The organism is Aestuariivita sp. (assembly GCF_021404545.1).
In the GTDB taxonomy this organism is placed as follows: Bacteria; Pseudomonadota; Alphaproteobacteria; order Rhodobacterales; family Rhodobacteraceae; genus Aestuariivita.
Map to the genome: position 1 here is coordinate 18271 of NZ_JAAWWD010000065.1, position 18105 is coordinate 36375.

Annotated in this window: 17 protein-coding genes; 10 read left to right on the forward strand and 7 right to left on the reverse strand. The window is 62.2% G+C overall.

Annotated features, from left to right (window positions below; all coding sequences use genetic code 11):
* Positions 1–12: 12 nt before the first annotated feature.
* On the reverse strand, positions 13–1944 hold the full coding sequence (locus HEP69_RS21135; RefSeq protein ID WP_290560496.1) for a tetratricopeptide repeat protein: 1932 nt from the start codon (positions 1942–1944) through the stop codon (positions 13–15).
* A 66-nt stretch (positions 1945–2010) separates the two neighbouring features.
* Positions 2011–2628: a TetR family transcriptional regulator C-terminal domain-containing protein gene (locus HEP69_RS21140; RefSeq protein ID WP_290560497.1), complete on the reverse strand. Its 618-nt coding sequence runs from the start codon at positions 2626–2628 to the stop codon at positions 2011–2013.
* A 156-nt stretch (positions 2629–2784) separates the two neighbouring features.
* On the opposite strand from HEP69_RS21140, the gene HEP69_RS21145 reads away from it, so the two are divergent.
* The 10 genes from HEP69_RS21145 (at position 2785) to HEP69_RS21190 (ending at position 11633) form a co-directional block, all read left to right on the forward strand.
* Positions 2785–4035: a Zn-dependent hydrolase gene (locus HEP69_RS21145; RefSeq protein WP_290560498.1), complete on the forward strand. Its 1251-nt coding sequence runs from the start codon at positions 2785–2787 to the stop codon at positions 4033–4035.
* A complete protein-coding gene (locus tag HEP69_RS21150; RefSeq protein WP_290560499.1) occupies positions 4032–4349 on the forward strand; it encodes a hypothetical protein in 318 nt (105 codons plus the stop codon). The genes HEP69_RS21145 and HEP69_RS21150 overlap by 4 nt, the downstream gene beginning before the upstream one ends.
* 10 nt (positions 4350–4359) lie before the next feature.
* Positions 4360–4557, forward strand: coding sequence for a hypothetical protein (locus HEP69_RS21155; protein ID WP_290560500.1), 198 nt, complete (start codon positions 4360–4362; stop codon positions 4555–4557).
* Positions 4558–4560: 3 nt separating this feature from the next.
* Positions 4561–6015, forward strand: coding sequence for a dihydropyrimidinase (hydA, locus tag HEP69_RS21160; protein WP_290560501.1), 1455 nt, complete (start codon positions 4561–4563; stop codon positions 6013–6015).
* 15 nt (positions 6016–6030) lie between these two features.
* Positions 6031–6840: an ABC transporter ATP-binding protein gene (locus HEP69_RS21165; RefSeq protein ID WP_290560502.1), complete on the forward strand. Its 810-nt coding sequence runs from the start codon at positions 6031–6033 to the stop codon at positions 6838–6840.
* Positions 6841–6902: 62 nt separating this feature from the next.
* Complete coding sequence (locus tag HEP69_RS21170; RefSeq protein WP_290560503.1) at positions 6903–7835, forward strand: ABC transporter permease subunit; 933 nt, start codon at positions 6903–6905, stop codon at positions 7833–7835.
* Positions 7832–8677, forward strand: coding sequence for an ABC transporter permease (locus HEP69_RS21175; protein ID WP_290560504.1), 846 nt, complete (start codon positions 7832–7834; stop codon positions 8675–8677). The genes HEP69_RS21170 and HEP69_RS21175 overlap by 4 nt, the downstream gene beginning before the upstream one ends.
* A gap of 59 nt (positions 8678–8736) precedes the next feature.
* Positions 8737–9723, forward strand: coding sequence for an ABC transporter substrate-binding protein (locus tag HEP69_RS21180; protein ID WP_290560505.1), 987 nt, complete (start codon positions 8737–8739; stop codon positions 9721–9723).
* Between the two features lie 650 nt (positions 9724–10373).
* Positions 10374–10568 carry a DUF6494 family protein gene (locus HEP69_RS21185; protein ID WP_290560506.1) on the forward strand — a complete coding sequence of 65 codons (195 nt, stop codon included), beginning with the start codon at positions 10374–10376 and terminating at the stop codon, positions 10566–10568.
* 3 nt (positions 10569–10571) lie between these two features.
* Positions 10572–11633, forward strand: coding sequence for an Mrp/NBP35 family ATP-binding protein (locus tag HEP69_RS21190; protein ID WP_290560507.1), 1062 nt, complete (start codon positions 10572–10574; stop codon positions 11631–11633).
* 75 nt (positions 11634–11708) lie between these two features.
* Here the strand turns inward: HEP69_RS21190 and HEP69_RS21195 are convergent, their stop codons facing one another.
* From HEP69_RS21195 to HEP69_RS21215, 5 genes are all read right to left on the reverse strand, one after another.
* Positions 11709–12209 carry a flavin reductase family protein gene (locus tag HEP69_RS21195; protein ID WP_290560508.1) on the reverse strand — a complete coding sequence of 167 codons (501 nt, stop codon included), beginning with the start codon at positions 12207–12209 and terminating at the stop codon, positions 11709–11711.
* Positions 12210–12350: 141 nt separating this feature from the next.
* Entirely contained in the window at positions 12351–13763 is a 1413-nt protein-coding gene (locus HEP69_RS21200; RefSeq protein WP_290560509.1) for an exonuclease domain-containing protein, read from the reverse strand.
* The gene (locus HEP69_RS21205) at positions 13763–14284 is read right to left on the reverse strand and encodes a hypothetical protein (protein ID WP_290560510.1); all 522 of its coding nucleotides are present in this window, start codon (positions 14282–14284) and stop codon (positions 13763–13765) included. The genes HEP69_RS21200 and HEP69_RS21205 overlap by 1 nt, the downstream gene beginning before the upstream one ends.
* A gap of 98 nt (positions 14285–14382) precedes the next feature.
* Positions 14383–16206, reverse strand: coding sequence for a DUF294 nucleotidyltransferase-like domain-containing protein (locus HEP69_RS21210; protein WP_290560511.1), 1824 nt, complete (start codon positions 16204–16206; stop codon positions 14383–14385).
* A gap of 108 nt (positions 16207–16314) precedes the next feature.
* Complete coding sequence (locus HEP69_RS21215; protein ID WP_290560512.1) at positions 16315–18102, reverse strand: sodium:solute symporter family protein; 1788 nt, start codon at positions 18100–18102, stop codon at positions 16315–16317.
* Positions 18103–18105: the final 3 nt, after the last annotated feature.

An 18105-nucleotide genomic window follows, 5' to 3' on the forward strand; every position in this document is an offset into this window, starting at 1 on the left:
GATTTCAGGACCCTAGCGACCTTCGACAACGACATGACGGGCCGCCTCATCGGGGCGGCCCGTTTCGATCAGAAGATCTATCAGGCTGTCGCGGACCCGGGGTGTGCGCGGCTCGGCGGAAAGCGCCTCCAGATAGGCCCGGATCGCCGTTTCCGGATCATCGGTCAAATTGGCCAGATCCCCAAGAAGGCGCAGGGCCGCCCAATGGTTGTCGCGCAGTGCCACGGCGCGCCGGGCCAGTGGTATCGCTTCGTGATACCGCTGGCTGATGGCCAGCAAGACGGCGTGGTTGAACAGAAGCGTGACATCATCCGGCCAAAGCGCCCTGGCTTCCTCCATTCGCGACAGGGCCTCGCCTTGTCGGCCCAGACGCCACAAAGATACCGCGCGGATATTCAGCGCGGTGGGATTTGCAGGCGACCGCGTCAACGCCGCCTCGGCTGCTGCCAACGCCATGTCAAACCTCTCAAGATCGAACTGAGATTTCGCCAGATCTATCCAGGGCCGGGCAGTGGGCCAGTCGGTTGCGGTCAAAATCCGGTTCAACGTATCGGTCGCGCCATCGGTCGGGCTGGACCCATAGGAAAAGATGGCCGCGATCTTCTGTATCGCTTCCTCGTCCCCGGACAGATGGCCAGGGCGCAGCAACTCGACACCCGACACGACCGGCGGTTCTTTCGAAATCGGAGCGATCAGCGCCGCCAGGTCGAACGGGCCGCGGCTGATCTTGTGATCGGTCATGGTGACATGGATCACATCCTGCGTGCGGCGGGTCGGCATATGGCAGGTGGTGCAATCATCGGCCTGCGCAATCTCGGGATGGGGGCGCCCCGACACCAGCACCGGGAGGTCGTTGTCATCGGTGGTGTGACAGCTCAGGCAGGCCTCCCGGTAATGCGCGGCGCGCTCTTCGGGTTTGCGTTTCACATGAGGGTCATGGCAGGTCAGGCATCCCAACTGTCCGCCGCTTTGCACGAAGCAGGCGCTTTGCTCCATGCGGTAAGGGTGGTGGTTGATCTCGAACCGTTCGGACCGTGGCCGCGCCAGCTCGGTGATCTCGATATGGGTCAGATAATCGGCGATGTCTTCGCCGGGCCGAAAGGAATACACGCCGCGATCCCCGCGCAATTGCGATGCGACCGCAACGGTCGGCTGCATATGGCAGCTGTAGCATACCGAATAAAGCTGTTCGCGCGGCAGATGTCCGGGGTTCACGATCTGCGCCCGCACTGCGTCCGTGTCGCCCTCGCCGCTGATCGCCAGACGCACATGGTCCGCCCCCGGCCCATGACAGCGTTGACACCCCAGCCCCTGGGGCAGCTCGTGCGGAAAGACATCCGGCATACCGACCGCGTCGCTGCCCAGTGGCACCTCGGGAAAACCGTTGTGGCAGGCCATGCAGCGCTGGGTGATCAGGCGCTGCACGCCCGGGTGGTCTTCGAATTCGAAGCCTGGATTCATCTCCCAGAACCCGTCCTGGGAGTACCAGGCCAGCGGGATTTCGAACATCGCACCATCGGTGGTCTGATAGATATAGGTGCGCACATGGTGACCCGACCCCATGATCCAGTCGACCTTGCGCTCAAACACATCCACCTCAGAGCCGTCCGGCGCCAGGCGGTAGCGGCGGAAATGATACTCTTCGCCCTTCCGCGCCATGTCGTAGTAGCGGCCCGAAGGTTCATGGAAGAAGGGCAGGGTGCTGAAATCCTCGATCACCGTGGCGCCGGTTGCCCGGTAAAAGCTTTTTGCCATGCCGACCTCGGCATAGGTTTCGGCCTTGTCGGCATGACACTCGGCGCAGGCCGCATCGTCAACATATCCCGCCGCCGCGCCCTGGGTCGCGTGGACCCCCCATTCGGCAAGCGGGTCGCCGTCCGCCGCAATCGAGAGCGGGACCGCAAGCAGACCCAAAACCAGAATAAGGCCGATAAGGCGGGGCATGCAGTGCGTCCTGAAGGAAATGAAACTGGGATGAGCTTAGGTGTTCCCCGCGTCATTCCGCAAGGTTCAATCGTCGGGCTGCAAGAGGCGGGAAAAGAGCGTTCTGAGAAAGGCTCCCGCTTCGGGATAGGGATCGATGTCCGGCCCGCCCAGCACCGCGTGTACCTGCACATTGAAATCGGCGTAATGCTGTGTCAGCGACCAGATCGAGAATATAAGATGATGCGGATCGACCGGTGCCAGACGCCCCTGGTCCATCCAGCCCAGCAAAAGAGCCGCTTTTTTGTCGACGAGCTCTTTCAGATCGGTTGACAGGACCTGATGAATACGCGGCGCTCCGTGTATGATTTCATTGGCAAAAAGACGGCTTTCGCGTGGATAGCTGCGGCTCATTTCCAGCTTGCGCGCGACATAGGCCAGAACTTCGTCCATCGGTTCTCCGCGCGGATCCAGCGCGCGCAACGGATCAAGCCAGGTGTCCAGCATCCGCTCCAGCAAAGTGGCGTGGATCGCCTCCTTGGAGGGGAAGTAGTAGAGCAGGTTCGGCTTGGAGAGCCCTGCCGCCGCGGCAATCTGATCCACTGTGGCACCCCGAAACCCGTGGGTCGAAAACACATCCAGCGCTGCTTCGAGGATGGCGGCGCGGTTCTTCTTCTGAATCCGTGTCGGCGCGGGAGCGTTCATTGCCTAACTTTCCGTCACCCGCCCAATCAAGGGGCAGTTTCTGTTCATTTCCGATCAATGAGGCCGCGCAATTTCTTGACTGCCCGAGGCTGAGTGGTAGCGTGAGTTTGACCAGTTGGTCAAATCAAAGATGCGTCAAGCAGGCAGGGGGAAGACATGGCCGCGCCAGGTGCAAATCTCAAAGTGAACGGCGAACGGCTGTGGGACAGCCTGATGGAGATGGCCCGTATCGGCCCCGGCGTGGCGGGCGGCAACAATCGCCAGACCCTGACGGATGAAGACGGTGAGGGGCGCGCGCTTTTCCAGACATGGTGCGAGGCGGCGGGCTGCACGATGGGCCTGGATCAGATGGGCAATATGTTTGCCCGGCGCGACGGGGCCGACCCCGATGCGCTGCCGGTCTATGTGGGCAGCCATCTCGACACCCAACCGACCGGCGGCAAATATGACGGTATCCTTGGCGTTCTCGGCGGGTTGGAGATTATCCGCACGCTCAACGATCTGGGGATCAAGACCAAACACCCCATCGTCGTGACCAATTTCACAAATGAGGAGGGCACACGTTTTGCCCCCGCCATGCTGTCCTCGGGCGTTTTCGCGGGTATCCATACCCAGGACTGGGCCTATGCCCGCGAGGATGCAGACGGCAAGAACTTTGGCGACGAACTCAAGCGCATCGGCTGGCGCGGCGAGGAAGAGGTCGGCGCACGCAAGATGCATGCCTTTTTCGAGCTGCATATCGAGCAGGGCCCGATCCTGGAGGCCGAAGGCAAGGATATCGGTGTCGTCACCCACGGTCAGGGGCTGAGTTGGACGCAAATCACAATCACCGGCAAGGACAGCCATACCGGCTCCACCCCGATGCCGCTGCGCAAGAACGCGGGACTGGGCATGGCGCGGGTTCTGGAATTGGTCGATGACATCGCCTGGAGCCATGCGCCCCATGCTGTCGGCGCTGCCGGACATATCGACGTTTATCCCAACTCCCGCAATGTGATACCGGGCAAAGTTCAATTTACCGTTGACTTTCGCAGCCCGGATCTGAGCGTGATCGAGGATATGGAGGCCCGCCTAAAGGATGGCGCGCAGAAGATCTGCGATGAGATGGGCCTGGAGGTCGCATTTGAAAAGGTCGGCGGCTTTGACCCCGTGGCCTTTGACGAGGCGTGCGTTCAATCCGTGCGCAGCGCAGCCCAGCGTCTGGGCTATTCCCACATGGACCTGATCTCAGGCGCGGGCCACGATGCCTGCTGGATCAACCGCGTGGCGCCCACGGCGATGGTGATGTGCCCTTGCGTGGATGGCCTGTCGCATAACGAGGCTGAGGAGATCAGTCCGGAATGGGCGCGGGCCGGGGCAGATGTCCTGTTTCACGCGGTCGTGGAAACGGCGGAGATTGTGAGTTGAGCATTCCGATCATCGGCCCGGCCGAGATCGAGGCCATGATAGACCGCGAAGTTGCGGGCTTTGCCACCGACACGCGCGCCCGCGCCGGAACATTGGCCGAGTTTCAGCAGGCGCGGCGCACGCCAAGGCTGGTGACGGTGAATTTCTCGGGCGGGATCACGTCGAAATGCTATTCCGTGACGCGGCCCAATGGCGATTATCGGGTGATCTACCTGCCATTGGCGGGCTACTTCTCGCTGTGTGTCGAAAGCGATTTCGGACCGCTCGATATCGGGGTACACGGGCCCGCGATCGCGTGTTTCGGGTCAGTATGAGGGGCGGGATATGAACCGGGGGTTTGCGCAGCAACTTGCTGTTTTTGCAGCGATATTTCTGCTGTTGCAGATCGGATTGGATTGGATGCAAGGCGTGCCGATCACGCTGGGCGTTTTTCTGACACGGCTGCTGGGCGCGCTGATTGCCACGGCAATCTACGGCGCGATTGTTATGTGGCTGAGCAACCGCAAAAAAGGGGGAGAGTGAGCTATGTCCACTGTCATCAAGAACGGCACCATTGTCACGGCGGATCTGACCTATCGCGCTGATGTGCTGGTGGAGAATGGCGTGATCGCAGAGATCGGGCCGAACCTGAAAGGCGACGAGGAACTGGATGCGACGGGTTGCTATGTCATGCCCGGTGGGATCGACCCGCATACCCATCTGGAGATGCCCTTCATGGGCACTTATTCCTCGGATGATTTTGAAAGCGGGACACGTGCGGCTTTGGCCGGCGGCACGACGATGGTGGTGGATTTCGTCCTGCCCAACCCGGGCGAAAGCCTGCTTGACGGGCTCAAACGCTGGGACAACAAATCGACCCGCGCCAATTGCGATTATTCCTTTCACATGGCGGTGACATGGTGGGGGGAACAGGTGTTCAACGACATGAAGACCGTCGTGGACCAGCATGGAATCAATACCTTTAAGCACTTCATGGCCTATAAGGGCGCGCTGATGGTCAATGACGATGAGCTTTATGCCTCGTTCCAGCGTCTGGCCGAACTGGGCGGCACCGCGATGGTGCATGCCGAAAACGGCGATGTGGTTGCCGAACTCAGCGCCAAGCTGTTGGCAGAGGGCAATACCGGCCCCGAGGCGCATGCCTATTCCCGCCCACCGCAGGTGGAGGGCGAGGCCGCCAACCGCGCCATCATGATCGCCGATATGGCGGGTGTGCCGCTTTACATCGTGCATGTCAGCTGTGAGGAGGCACATGAGGCAATCCGCCGGGCCCGCATGCAGGGCAAACGCGTCTGGGGGGAGCCGTTGATCCAGCATCTGACGCTGGATGAGAGCGAGTATTTCAACAAAGACTGGGACCACGCCGCGCGCCGCGTGATGAGCCCGCCGTTTCGGAACAAACAGCATCAGGACAGCCTGTGGAACGGGCTGATGTCGGGCTCCTTGTCGGTAGTGGCCACCGATCACTGTGCCTTTACCACCGAGCAGAAGCGCTATGGCGTGGGCGATTTCACCAAGATCCCCAATGGCACTGGCGGGCTGGAGGACCGGATGCCGATGCTCTGGACACATGGAGTGGCGACGGGGCGGCTGACATTGAACGAATTTGTCGCCGTAACCTCTACCAACATAGCCAAAATCCTCAATTGCTACCCCAAGAAGGGCGCGGTTCTAGTGGGCGCGGATGCCGATCTGGTTGTTTGGGACCCGGAAAGGGAAAAGACCATCACGGCGGACACCCAGCAATCGGCCATAGATTACAACGTGTTTGAAGGCAAAGCAGTCAAGGGGCTGCCCCGGTTCACCCTCACACGCGGGCAGGTGGCGGTGCATGATGGCGAGATCCGCACCCAGGAAGGGCATGGCAAATTCGTGCCGCGCGAGGCAAATGGCACGGTCAACACGGCGCTTTCCACCTGGAAAGAGCTGACCGCGCCGCGCCCGGTGGAGCGTACAGGCATCCCGGCAACGGGTGTGTAAGACAAGAAGGTTCTAATGAACGCAACGGCAGATGATAGGGCCACCATGATCGATCCGGTCGTGGTGGCACGGGGGCTGGACCTGACATTCCAGACAAATGATGGCCCTGTCGAGGCCCTCAAAGACGTCAACCTCACGATCAACAAAGGCGATTTTGTCAGTTTCATCGGTCCGTCGGGCTGTGGCAAGACGACCTTCCTGCGGGTGATGGCCGCGTTGGAGCATCCTACGGGCGGAACGGTCAGCGTGAACGGGATGAGCCCGGACGAGGCGCGGCGGAACCGGGCCTATGGCTATGTGTTCCAGGCGGCGGGGCTTTATCCGTGGCGGACCATAGCGGGCAATATCAAGCTGCCGTTGGAGATTATGGGTTTTGCCCGTTCCGAGCAGGAACATCGTGTGAACAAGGTCCTTCAACTTGTTGATCTGGAAGGATTTGGAAAGAAGTTTCCTTGGCAGTTGTCAGGTGGCATGCAACAACGCGCCTCGATCGCGCGGGCGCTGGCCTTCGACGCCGAGATCCTGTTGATGGATGAACCTTTTGGCGCGCTGGACGAGATCGTGCGGGATCATCTGAATGAGCAGCTTCTGGCGCTTTGGGAGCGGACGGAAAAGACGATCGGTTTTGTGACCCATTCGATCCCGGAGGCGGTATACCTGTCGACCAAGATCGTTGTGATGTCGCCGCGTCCGGGGCGGATCACGGATGTGATCGAGAGCCCGCTGCCGAAAGAGCGGCCCTTGGACATTCGCGACACGCCGGAGTTTTTGGCGGTGGCGCACAGGGTCCGTGAGGGGCTGCGGGCCGGGCACGCCTATGACTGACGGGTGCGATCCCTGGCAGGCCGCGGTACGCCGTATTTGGAAAGAGAAGAAAGGCGGGGACTGTGCGTAATCTGCTGCCCGTTCTGACCGTTTTGGCGGCGATTATTGCGCTTTGGTATGTGGCGGTCGCACCGATGAATATCCGCGTGGCACTGGATCAGGCGGAACGGGCCGGGGCTGCGGTGACACCTGAAGGGGCGTTGCCGCGCCGCGCGCTGTCGGTCTGGCGGCTGATGCTGGCCAATCCGGACCAGATTGGCGCCGGATACCGCTTGGAGCGGCCCCGTTTGCCCACGCCCGAGCAGGTGGGGCGCGAGCTTTGGAAAACCACCGGGGAGATGGCGTTGCGCGGACGGGCGATGTCGAAGCGGTCGCTGATCTACCACGGGTGGATCACGTTGCAGTCCACGCTGTGGGGCTTCTTGCTGGGCACCAGCCTTGGGATATTGGGGGCGGTGGCCATCGTTTATTCGCGCGTGGTGGATATGAGCCTGATGCCCTGGGCGATTATCTCTCAGACCATTCCCATCGTGGCGCTGGCACCGATGATCATCGTGCTGAGTGCGCAATTGGGGATCGAGGGGCGTGTGGTGCCCAAGGCGATTATCTCGGCCTACCTGTGCTATTTTCCCGTTCTTGTGGGTATGGTGAAGGGGTTGCGTGCTCCGGCGATGTCGCAACTCGATCTCTTGCAGACCTATAATGCCAGTGGGTTGCAGGCTTTTGTTAAACTCCGACTGCCGTCGTCGGTGCCGTATCTCTTTACCTCGCTCAAGGTGGGGATCGCTGCGGCGCTGGTCGGTACGATTGTGGGGGAGTTGCCGACGGGCGCGATTTCGGGCCTTGGCGCGCGGATTCTGATCGGGGATCAGTTTGGCACGCCTCTGGCAATCTGGGCCGCGCTTTTTGCGGCGGCGATCCTCGCGGGGGCGCTGGTGACGCTTCTGGATATGTTGCAACGGGTCACGCTCAGGCGCATGGGGATGGCGGCATGAGCTGGTTGATGTTTGCGCTGGCGTTCTGGATCGGGGCCTGGGGGCTCAACGCCTGGCTGGCCCGGTCGCCCTGGTCGGGGACGCGCGCGGTGCGGATCCTGGTGCCGGTCCTTTTTGGCGTGACCTTGATCGTGCTTTGGGAGGGGATCGTGCGGGCCCTGGAGGTTTCGCCGGTCATTCTGCCGGCCCCATCGGTCGTGGCGCAGACCTTTGCCAATTCTACCGGTCTTCTCTGGGAAGATGTGCGCCAGACGGTTTTCAAGGGCGCGCTGACGGGGTTCGGGATCGGGGCCAGTGCTGCGTTTCTGACTGCGATTGCGATTGACCGCTCAGCGTTTTTGACCCGCGGCCTCTTGCCCATCGGCAATTTCGTGGCCGCCCTGCCGATCGTCGGGATCGCGCCGATTCTGGTCAGTTGGTTCGGGTTCGATTGGCAATCGAAAGCGGCCGTGGTCGTGGTGATGGTGTTTTTCCCGATCCTGGTGAACACGGTGCAGGGGCTGCGCGAGACGGACGCGATGCAGCGCGATCTGATGCGCACCTATGCGGCCGGGTATCTGCAGACGTTGGTCAAGCTGCGGCTGCCTGCGGCGATGCCGTTTGTGTTCAACGGGCTCAAGATCGCGACCACGCTGGCGCTGATCGGGGCGATTGTTGCTGAATATTTCGGCTCTCCGACCAGGGGCATGGGATTTCGCATCTCAACCGGGGTGGGCAGCTTGTCGATCGATCTGGTCTGGGCTGAGATCGCGGTGGCCGCGCTGGTCGGCACCACATTCTATGGTATCGTGGCCTGGATCGAAAAGCGGGTGACCTTCTGGCACCCTTCACAACGTGGATAACCAAAAAAGGGCTGTTGAGGCCGGGCATCAAAAAGACGTTCAACAAGGAGTGTAGACACATGAAACAGCTTATCGCAGGGGCGGTGACCGCCCTGAGCCTGATGGCGGCACCCGCCTGGGCAGACGAGGTCAAACTGCAACTCAAATGGGTCACCCAGGCCCAGTTCGCAGGTTATTACGTGGCGCTCGACAAGGGGTTTTACGAGGACGAAGGTCTGGATGTGACGATCCTGCCCGGGGGACCGGATATCGCGCCCACACAGGTGATCGCGGGAGGCGGTGCGGACGTGACCGTGGAATGGATGCCAGCCGCGCTGGCCGCGCGCGAAAAGGGGCTGCCGCTGGTCAATATCGCGCAGCCTTTCAAGTCTTCGGGCATGATGCTGACCTGCTGGAAGGATGCCGGGATCGCGACGCCTGAGGATCTCAAGAACCGGACCCTTGGCGTGTGGTTCTTTGGCAATGAGTTTCCATTCATGTCCTGGATGAGCAGTATGGGGATTTCGACCGATGGCAAATCCGAAAACGGGGTCGAGGTTCTGAAACAGGGTTTTAACGTCGATCCGCTGTTGCAGCGGCAGGCCGATTGTATTTCGACCATGACCTATAACGAGTACTGGCAGGTCATCGATGCGGGCGTGAACCCGGACGATCTGGTGACGTTCAAATATGAGGATCAGGGCGTGGCAACGCTTGAGGACGGGCTTTACGTGCTTGAAGAGCGTCTGGAGGACCCCGCCTTTGTCGCCAAGATGGAGAAATTCGTGCGCGCCTCCATGAAGGGCTGGAAATATGCCGAAGAGAACCCCGATGAGGCGGCGATGATCGTTCTGGACAACGACCAGACCGGCGCCCAGACCGAAACCCATCAAAAGCGGATGATGGGGGAAGTGGCCAAGCTGACCGCGGGGTCGAACGGCGCGCTGGATCCGGCGGATTACGAGCGGACGGTGGCGACCTTGCTGGCGGGCGGATCGGACCCGGTGATCACCGCCGCACCGGAGGGTGCCTGGACAAGTGTGATTACGGATGCCGCGCTGAACTGAGCGCAGGCCTTGGGACAAGATGTGGAACGCGCGGTCCTTTGGGGCGCGCGTTTCCCTTTGGGGCGAACGCCCGTTCCGGGCGTGCCTCCGGCGGTCGTATTTTTTGGCAAGAAGAAGATGGGGGATGGCTGCTGGTTCAGGAGCCGTCTCTCATAGCGGTTTGCGTCTTGGCTGCGGCACTGTGACGGGGGTCTTTACCTTCCCGTGGCGGTGTGACTAACCTAGCGCTATGGGTGAGAGACAAGCATGCGCGAGCGGTGGCCACGTTGATGTCCAAATCGTTGATTTCACGTGACTGTTCTGATCGCAACCGGGGGGCACGGTATTGGCAGAGCCTTTTTTGGGCAAGGCCGCATCGCATCCCGCCATGGAGCGGGTGTTGCCCGGATGGATGCGTTCCTTATGTCCACTGAAGGAAAGCGATACGGTGCGGGATCGGCGCGGCCTCCATGGCCGTGTGGCAGATCGTGCAGGCAGGTCCGCGCGGGATCGCTCTATGGATATTGCACAGCTGGCGACAGGGGCTGGGTTGCCTCCATATGCCGGTCAGTGTCTGGCGCGGCGAATCCAGGCCTCTTGTCCGTTTCGGGCGCGGGCATGGCGTCCTCGAGCGTAATCTTTATCCTCAAACACAGATAGGAGTTCAGCGAATGGACGACAGTTTCAATATGTCGATGCGAAAGTTTCTCAAGCAGGTTGGCGTGACCAGCCAGCAGGCGATTGAAGAGGGTTTGCGCGCCAAGGGTGCCAAGCCGGGCGACAGCTATGAGGCGACCGTCCGGCTGACCGTGGACGGTCTGGACGTCGATCATGTGGTGACCGGCACGATCAAGGGTGACACCTGAGACATGACCGCGCGCGACTCGGTCCTGGACGCGCTGAAAGCTGTCGTCGATCCGGTCAGCGGGCAGGACATCGTCGCCGCAGGTCTGGTGCGCGCGCTGAGCGTCGAGGGAGGGGCGGTCCGGTTTGTGATCGAGGTTGACCCGGCGCAGGCCCAGACCATGGAACCGGTCCGCGCCGAGGCCGAGGCGCGGATCAAAGCCCTTGGCGGTGTGGATCAGGTCAGCGCGATGCTGACCGCCCATTCCGCCAAGGCGCCGCCCGATCTCAAACCGGCGGCCAAGGCAGCCCCTGCCGGGCCGCAACCGGTGCCGGGGGTCGCGCGCATCGTGGCTATCGCCTCTGGCAAGGGCGGGGTGGGCAAATCGACGGTCTCGGCCAATCTGGCCTGTGCGCTTGCCGCCGCAGGCCGCCGTGTGGGGCTGTTGGATGCGGATGTCTACGGGCCGTCGCAACCGCGGATGATGGGCGTGACCGGACGCCCGGCCAGCCCCGATGGCAAGACCATCCTGCCGATGCACAATCACGGCGTGACGATGATGTCCATCGGTCTGATTGCGGAGGAGGATCAAGCGGTCGTCTGGCGCGGTCCGATGCTGATGAGCGCATTGCAACAATTGATGAGCCAGGTGCAATGGGGCGAGCTGGATGTACTGTTGGTCGATCTGCCGCCGGGCACGGGGGATGTGCAGATGACCTTGACGCAGAAATACGTGGTGGATGGGGCGATTGTCGTCTCCACGCCACAGGATGTGGCCTTGCTGGATGCGCGCAAGGGCATCAGCATGTTCAAGCAGATGAAAACACCGATCCTTGGCCTGGTCGAGAATATGTCGACGCATGTGTGTTCGAACTGCGGGCATGAGGAGCATGTGTTCGGCCATGGCGGTGTTGCAACGGAGGCGCAGGCGCTGGGTGTGCCGCTGCTGGCGGAGGTTCCGCTGCATATCGGTATCCGGCTGGCAGGCGATCTCGGCGCGCCGATCGTCGTCACGGATCCTCAGAGCGCCCAGGCGCAGGCGTTCCAGGTGCTGGCCCGTGATCTGGTTGCCAGAGGGCAGGCGTGAGGCGGAATGCGGGCACGCCTGCTGGGGACGGAGACATCGCCCCACGGGGATATCTCGGGCCGGAACAAACCGCGATCAATCCAGCCCCGAAAACCCGCCATATTGACCCCGTTTGAAGATCAGCCCCTGGCCTGGGCGATAGGCCGCATGATCTACATGGCCCACGATGATCGCGTGATCACCCGCATCGTGGACCGCAGAGAGATGACATTCGAACCGCGCAAGGCACCCCGCCAGGATTGGTACATCCCGGTCGGAACTGGTCCAGTCGAACGCGTCGAACCCATCGCCGCGCCGGGCGAAATGGCGGGCCAGATCATGCTGATCCTCTGCCATGACATGGATCGCGAAATGGCGTGCCTTGGCAAAGCTGTCGAACCGCCGCGAGGTTTTGGCCGGAGCCCAGAGAACCAACGGCGGTTCGAGCGAGAGCGAGGCAAAGGAATTGGCGGTCATGCCGAGCGGTCCTTGCGGGCTTTGCGCGGTCACCACCGTCACGCCGGTGCCAAAACAGCCCAGCGCGTCGCGAAAGTCGCGCGCGGTATCGGGGCCGGGGGCAAAGCTGTGTTCTGTCATTGTCTCGCGATCTCCTTGCCTGTCAGGTGGCATGGCCATCGCGGTTTGTCCATCGCGGAGGTGGGGAAAGGTCATCTGAGACACACGCCTGCTGTTTGGGAGCGCATCAGGTAAGCCGTTCTGCCCGTCAGGCAATGGCCGTCAGTTCAGGTCTTCGAGCAGACGGCCATGTTTGCGCGTCTCGGCGATGACATCGCCAAAGGTGAGCAGTCCGCGCGCCTCCAGCATGGGCAGCATATGGCACAGGACTTCGGCTGTGGCACGGGCATCGCCCAGGGCGGTATGGCGCAACGCCTCGGGGATGGTTACGCCCAGCCGCGCGGCCAGCGCATCCAGGGTATGGGTCTCGCTCGCGCCAAAGAGCACGGCGGAAACAAGCACCGTGTCAAGGATCGGATGATCCCATGTCACTCCCATCGCGCGCGCGTCGCGGTGCAAGAATGCCATGTCGAACGGCGCATTATGGGCCACGATCACCGCATCGCGGCAAAAGCTGTGAAAGCTGCGCCCGGCCTCCGGGATCTCGGGGGCCCCTGCAACCATTGCATCGGTCACTTTGTGCACCTGGGTGGAGGCGGGCGGGATCGGCCTGCCCGGATCGACCAGCGTGTCAAACACCTCCCCCTCGATGATCCGCCCGTTGAGCACGCGCACCGCCCCGATCTGCACCACCGCGTCCTTGTGCGGCAAAAGCCCGGTGGTCTCGCTGTCAAACACCACAAAACACACCTCCTTGAGCGGGCGCGCCGCGATCTCTGGGGTGGTCTCGGCATTCAGCAGGTCGAAATCATAGATCAACGGGCGTGGCGCATGCGGGTCGATCTGGGCCTGGGCCTCTTCGATGACCAGCATGTATCCGGGCGCGTCGCCCAGCGGTTTGAGGACGGTCTCATAGCTTTGCGCGCCATCGGCGCCGGTGAGGACCCAGCGGACCTCCCGGCCGGATTTGACCAGCTTGCCATAGGCCGCCTCAAGCGCTGCGCGGTCGAAATAGTCAAAGAGAGAGGCATTGAGGCGCGGATGGGCGACCTGGGCCAGCACGGCGGCGGATTGCGCGTCATAGAGCACGATCTGATGGGCGGGGTTCACCACGATCATCGCCACCGGAATGTCCGACAGGATCGCGGTCAGGCGGTCTTTTTCCGCGGCAAGGCGTGCGGTCTGGCTGGCCACATTGCTTGCGGTCGCTTCGGCAGTCTGGGCAAGCTGGCCTGCGATGGCATTGGCCGCCGGTGCAAGATCGCCCAGATAGCGCGCGGCTTGGATGTCGATCTCGGAGGCAACCCCGGTATGGGCGCGCACGCGCAACTCGGAGGCGAGCCGTTCGATGGGTTTCGCGACATTCTCGTCAAAGAGGAGCCAGACGCCCGTCACCAGGCCCAGAACGAGAAACCCGATGATCAGCCCGGAAAAGACATAAGCGTCAAACAGCTCGGGCTGGGCTGCGCGCATATATCCCGCAATCAACCCGCCGATGGTTATGGCGAGCCCGCCCAGCGCCAGAAGGCAGAAGAACAGGAACACCCGCAGTCGCAAGCTCAGACCGGTGAACATCACGACACCTCGCAGCCCGTCACCAGGACCGGGTCATCTGCGGGCACAGTGACCCAAGCCGCATCTGTCACAGCGCCATCGGCCCCGAACTCCGCCCCATCGGCGAGGGATGCGCGCCGTGCGCCGTCGCAATCGAGAAGCACCGACATCGTATTGAGCGGCGACCAGCGGCCATAGAAGTAAAGATCGACCATCCGCTGGCCGGGCAGGGCAGGGTTCTGGCGCAGGGATGTGACATCGACGGCGACAAACCTTTCCACATAGGGCCAGGCATAGGTCCAGGGGCGGTAAAACGACCGGTTCTCAACGGTTTGCGCGATCTCCATCCCGTCGGGCAAGGTGGCGGCCGTGCGGTCGTACCAGCCATATTCATTGGCGATCGTGACCCCGATCATCCCCAGCCCGGCGCCGACGGGCAGGGTCCAGCGCGGCAACAGCCCGCCGATCAGCTTGTTGATCAGCATCACGATCCCGGCCACGGCAACACCCGCAAAGACCGTCGCAATCAGTTCCAGAAACATCCGTCCTCCTCCCTGCTTCTCCCCAAGGGCGCTGCGTCTTTTGTTGCACCGGGGTCCTCATTGGCGTTCTGCGCTGCCAAATCTTCCCCAAAAAGACCTCAGCTTAGCATTCCCCGACCATGCCCCACAGCCGATTGCAGCGTCTTTACCACAACAAAGGCGTCGCGCAGATGGCTGCGTTCAAAATCCGACAGATCCGAGGGCGACATGTAGTTATCCGGACGCCCCCCGGCCTTGATCTGGCGTGCCTGATGCTCCAGCCGGGTCTCGGCGATCAGGTCATAGGCATCCAGCAGATCGCGCCCACCCGAAGGGCTGAGCACGCCCGCGGCTTCCGCCGCCTCCAGCCGCGCGCGCGTATTGGCCGGTGTCAGCCGACCGCGCAGCGTATAGACGCGCGCCAGATCGACCACCGGCACCACGCCGTTGTGCTTGAGGTCGATGGTATTGCGATGCTCGCCCGAGCGGATCGTGGCGAAGCCGCGCAACAGCCCCAGCGGCGGCGTGTGCTTGAGGGAGTTGGCGATCATATGTGCCACGAAAATCGAGTTCTTGGAGGCCGCTTTCAGCGTCTCGGTCTGCAACCCGTCAAAAAGCGACATTTGCCCGCCGATGGGGCGCAGGTCGAACATCACGCTGGCCAGCATCTGCGCGGTGGGATCGGGCTTGGCGATCCAGCCCTGAAAGTACGCGCGCCAGACCCGCAGCGGTTGGCACCAGCGCGGATTGGTCGCCATCATGTCGCCCGGGCAATAGACGTATCCACAGGTGTCCAGACCGTCGCTGACAAACCGCGCAAGGGCCGCGAAATAGGGCATATCGGCCTCCGACACCGCGTCGTCCAGAAACAGGCAATTGTCCTGATCGCTGACGCCGGTCTGTTCCTGGCGGCCCTGGCTACCGCAGGCCAGCCAGAGATAGGGCACCGGGGGCGGGCCGAGTTCGGTCTCGGCCAGGGTCAAAAGACGCCGGGTGGCGGTATCGGCGATATCGGTGATCAGCCGTGTGACGACCTCGTGCCGGTTGCCGGCGGCCACCAATTGCACCAGCAGGCGCGGGATCTCGGCGGTGACGACTGCCATTTCGCGCGCGGATGCCGCATGCGAGATCTTGCTGACCAATTCCGCCGAACTGACGGCCTGAAACCGCGTCAGGTCGGTCTGGGTCACGATGCCCACCAGCTGTCCCGCCTCCAGAATGGGGACGTGGCCGATATGGCGCTCCATCATGGTGTGCAGCACATCCGATCCGATCGCCGTGGACGCCAGGCTGATCGGGTTCGGCGACATCACCTCGGCAAGCGGCGTAGAGATCGGCAGACCGTCCCCCACCACCTTGCCCGAGATATCGCGCACCGTGACGATGCCTGCCAGGGCGCCGTCCCGCAGCACACAGACGGATGAGATCCCGCGCATGGCCATGGCCCGGGCGGCATCCTGCACGCTGGCCTGCGCATCAAGGGTCAGCGGGTCGCGCGACATCAGATCCGAAACGCGACTGGTCGCCAGATCGTTGCCGCGCGGGATGGCGGCCCGCCTGCGGTCAAAGAATTTCGCGACCTGCGGTTCGGAGGCAAGCAACAGCTCGAAAGCATCGCGCGGCAAGATCAGAAGCGTTGTGTCGCTTTGGGTCCGCGCCGTGGTCACTGCGAGGCCGTCGCGGGTCAGCCCACGCTCGCCAAACGAATTGCGGGGACCCAGGATCGAGACCGGATTGCCGTTCTCGTCGGTAACTTCGACTTCCCCATCATAGACGACATAAACGCCGCGCAGCACCTCGCCCAGGCGGTAGACGGGGGTGCCTGCCTTCAGCGCAAGCGTTTCAAACCGGGGCACCAGATCCGCCAACCTCCGGGCGCCCAGGCTGTCATAGGGATGAACCGTTCCCAGAAACCGGGTCAGATCGGCGGCACTCGGGGTCATGGACAGAGACCTTCGCGTTACACAAAAAAGGCCCCGCCCGGACAATCCGGACGGGACGGTCTTGCAACCGGGCGGGGTGTGCTTGGCACGTCACCCCGCCCGCTGACGTTAGTGGTCGGCTGCCGCCGCACCGGCACCGCGTGGCACGCGGACGCTCTCGACCAGATCCTTGATCTCCTGCGGGGTTTCCTTGGTCATCGACGAGACGCCATAGGCAACCGCAAAGTTGATCGCCGCACCGACCGCACCGAACGAGGTGGACTGGATCGTGCCCAACAGCGGATCAGCATCGGTGAACAGGTTGGTGTCGGGGATGAAGAACCAGCCCTTGTGCAGGAAGATATAGAGCAGGGTGGTGACCAGACCCGCCAGCATGCCCGCAACCGCGCCCACATTGTTGATCTTGGTCGAGAAGATCCCCATCATCAGCGCCGGGAAGATCGACGCCGCCGCAAGACCGAAGGCAAGCGCCACGGTTTGCGCCGCAAAGCCGGGCGGATTGAGGCCCAGAATGACGGCCACCACGATCGCCGCGGCCATCGAGATCCGCGCCGCCAGCAGTTCCGAGCTTTCCGACATGTTGGGGGTCAGCTGACCCTTGAGCAGGTCGTGGCTCACCGCAGACGAGATCGCCAGAAGCAAACCCGCCGCCGTCGACAGCGCCGCCGCGAGGCCGCCCGCCGCCACCAGACCGATCACCCAACCCGGCAGGTTGGCGATCTCGGGATTGGCCAGAACCAGGATGTCACGGTTGAAGTTGGTCAGCTCGTTGCCTTCCCAACCGGCCGCGGTCGCCCGCTCCTGCATCGCGTCGGATGCGTCGTTATAGTACTGGATCTTGCCGTCGCCGTTCTTGTCTTCCCAATCCAGCAGACCGGTTTTCTGCCATGTAGCCATCCAGTCGTATTCCGGATCGTTCTCGATCATCTCGACGGTGACCGCGTCACCGGATGTCCCATTGGGCCACATCATTTCGGTGATGTTGAGCCGCGCCATCGCCCCCACAGCCGGAGCTGTCAGATAGAGCAGCGCGATGAAGACCAGCGTCCAGCCAGCCGACCAGCGTGCATCCGCAACACGGGGAACCGTGAAAAAGCGCATGATCACGTGGGGCAGACCCGCCGTACCGATCATCAGCGACAGCGTGAACAGAACCATGTTCAACGTATCGGCATGATGGAGCGTGTATTCCTTGAAGCCCAGATCGGTCACGATGGCGTCCAGCTTGGCCAAGAGCGGCTCACCGCTTGCCTGATGCTCACCAAAAAGGCCCAGCGCCGGGATCGGATTGCCGGTCAGTTGCAGCGAGATAAAGACCGCCGGAATGGTATAGGCGGTGATCAGCACGCAGTATTGCGCGACCTGCGTATAGGTCACACCCTTCATGCCGCCGAACACGGCATAGGCAAAGACCACACAGGCCCCGATCAACAGGCCCCAGAAGGCGTCGACCTCAAGGAACCGGCCAAAGGCGATGCCCACGCCCTGCATCTGGCCAATCACATAAGTGATCGAGGCCACCAGCAGGCAGATCACGGCCACCATGCGCGCCGTGCTCGAATAGAACCTATCACCGATGAACTCGGACACGGTGAACTTGCCGAATTTGCGCAAGTAAGGCGCCAGCAAAAGCGCCAGCAGCACATAGCCACCGGTCCAGCCCATCAGGAACGAGGAGTTGTCATAGCCTGTAAACGCGATCAGGCCCGCCATCGAGATGAACGAGGCCGCCGACATCCAGTCGGCTGCGGTTGCCATGCCGTTGGTAACAGGGTGAACGCCGCGACCGGCGGCATAGAATTCTGATGTGGAGCCCGCACGGGCCCACACCGCGATGCCGATGTAGAGCGCAAAGCTTGCTCCGACAAACAGCAGGTTGATTGTAAACTGATCCATTGT

Bases quoted from the DNA above. Each gene is read 5' to 3' on its own strand.
- hydA (WP_290560501.1), top strand. From the start codon at position 4,561: ATGTCCACTGTCATCAAGAACGGCACCATTGTCACGGCGGATCTGACC.
- HEP69_RS21180 (WP_290560505.1), top strand. From the start codon at position 8,737: ATGAAACAGCTTATCGCAGGGGCGGTGACCGCCCTGAGCCTGATGGCG.
- HEP69_RS21135 (WP_290560496.1), bottom strand. From the start codon at position 1,944: ATGCCCCGCCTTATCGGCCTTATTCTGGTTTTGGGTCTGCTTGCGGTC.
- HEP69_RS21205 (WP_290560510.1), bottom strand. From the start codon at position 14,284: ATGTTTCTGGAACTGATTGCGACGGTCTTTGCGGGTGTTGCCGTGGCC.
- HEP69_RS21200 (WP_290560509.1), bottom strand. From the start codon at position 13,763: ATGTTCACCGGTCTGAGCTTGCGACTGCGGGTGTTCCTGTTCTTCTGC.
- HEP69_RS21175 (WP_290560504.1), top strand. From the start codon at position 7,832: ATGAGCTGGTTGATGTTTGCGCTGGCGTTCTGGATCGGGGCCTGGGGG.
- HEP69_RS21210 (WP_290560511.1), bottom strand. From the start codon at position 16,206: ATGACCCCGAGTGCCGCCGATCTGACCCGGTTTCTGGGAACGGTTCAT.
- HEP69_RS21185 (WP_290560506.1), top strand. From the start codon at position 10,374: ATGGACGACAGTTTCAATATGTCGATGCGAAAGTTTCTCAAGCAGGTT.
- HEP69_RS21145 (WP_290560498.1), top strand. From the start codon at position 2,785: ATGGCCGCGCCAGGTGCAAATCTCAAAGTGAACGGCGAACGGCTGTGG.
- HEP69_RS21140 (WP_290560497.1), bottom strand. From the start codon at position 2,628: ATGAACGCTCCCGCGCCGACACGGATTCAGAAGAAGAACCGCGCCGCC.
- HEP69_RS21190 (WP_290560507.1), top strand. From the start codon at position 10,572: ATGACCGCGCGCGACTCGGTCCTGGACGCGCTGAAAGCTGTCGTCGAT.
- HEP69_RS21215 (WP_290560512.1), bottom strand. From the start codon at position 18,102: ATGGATCAGTTTACAATCAACCTGCTGTTTGTCGGAGCAAGCTTTGCG.
- HEP69_RS21195 (WP_290560508.1), bottom strand. From the start codon at position 12,209: ATGACAGAACACAGCTTTGCCCCCGGCCCCGATACCGCGCGCGACTTT.
- HEP69_RS21155 (WP_290560500.1), top strand. From the start codon at position 4,360: ATGAACCGGGGGTTTGCGCAGCAACTTGCTGTTTTTGCAGCGATATTT.
- HEP69_RS21165 (WP_290560502.1), top strand. From the start codon at position 6,031: ATGAACGCAACGGCAGATGATAGGGCCACCATGATCGATCCGGTCGTG.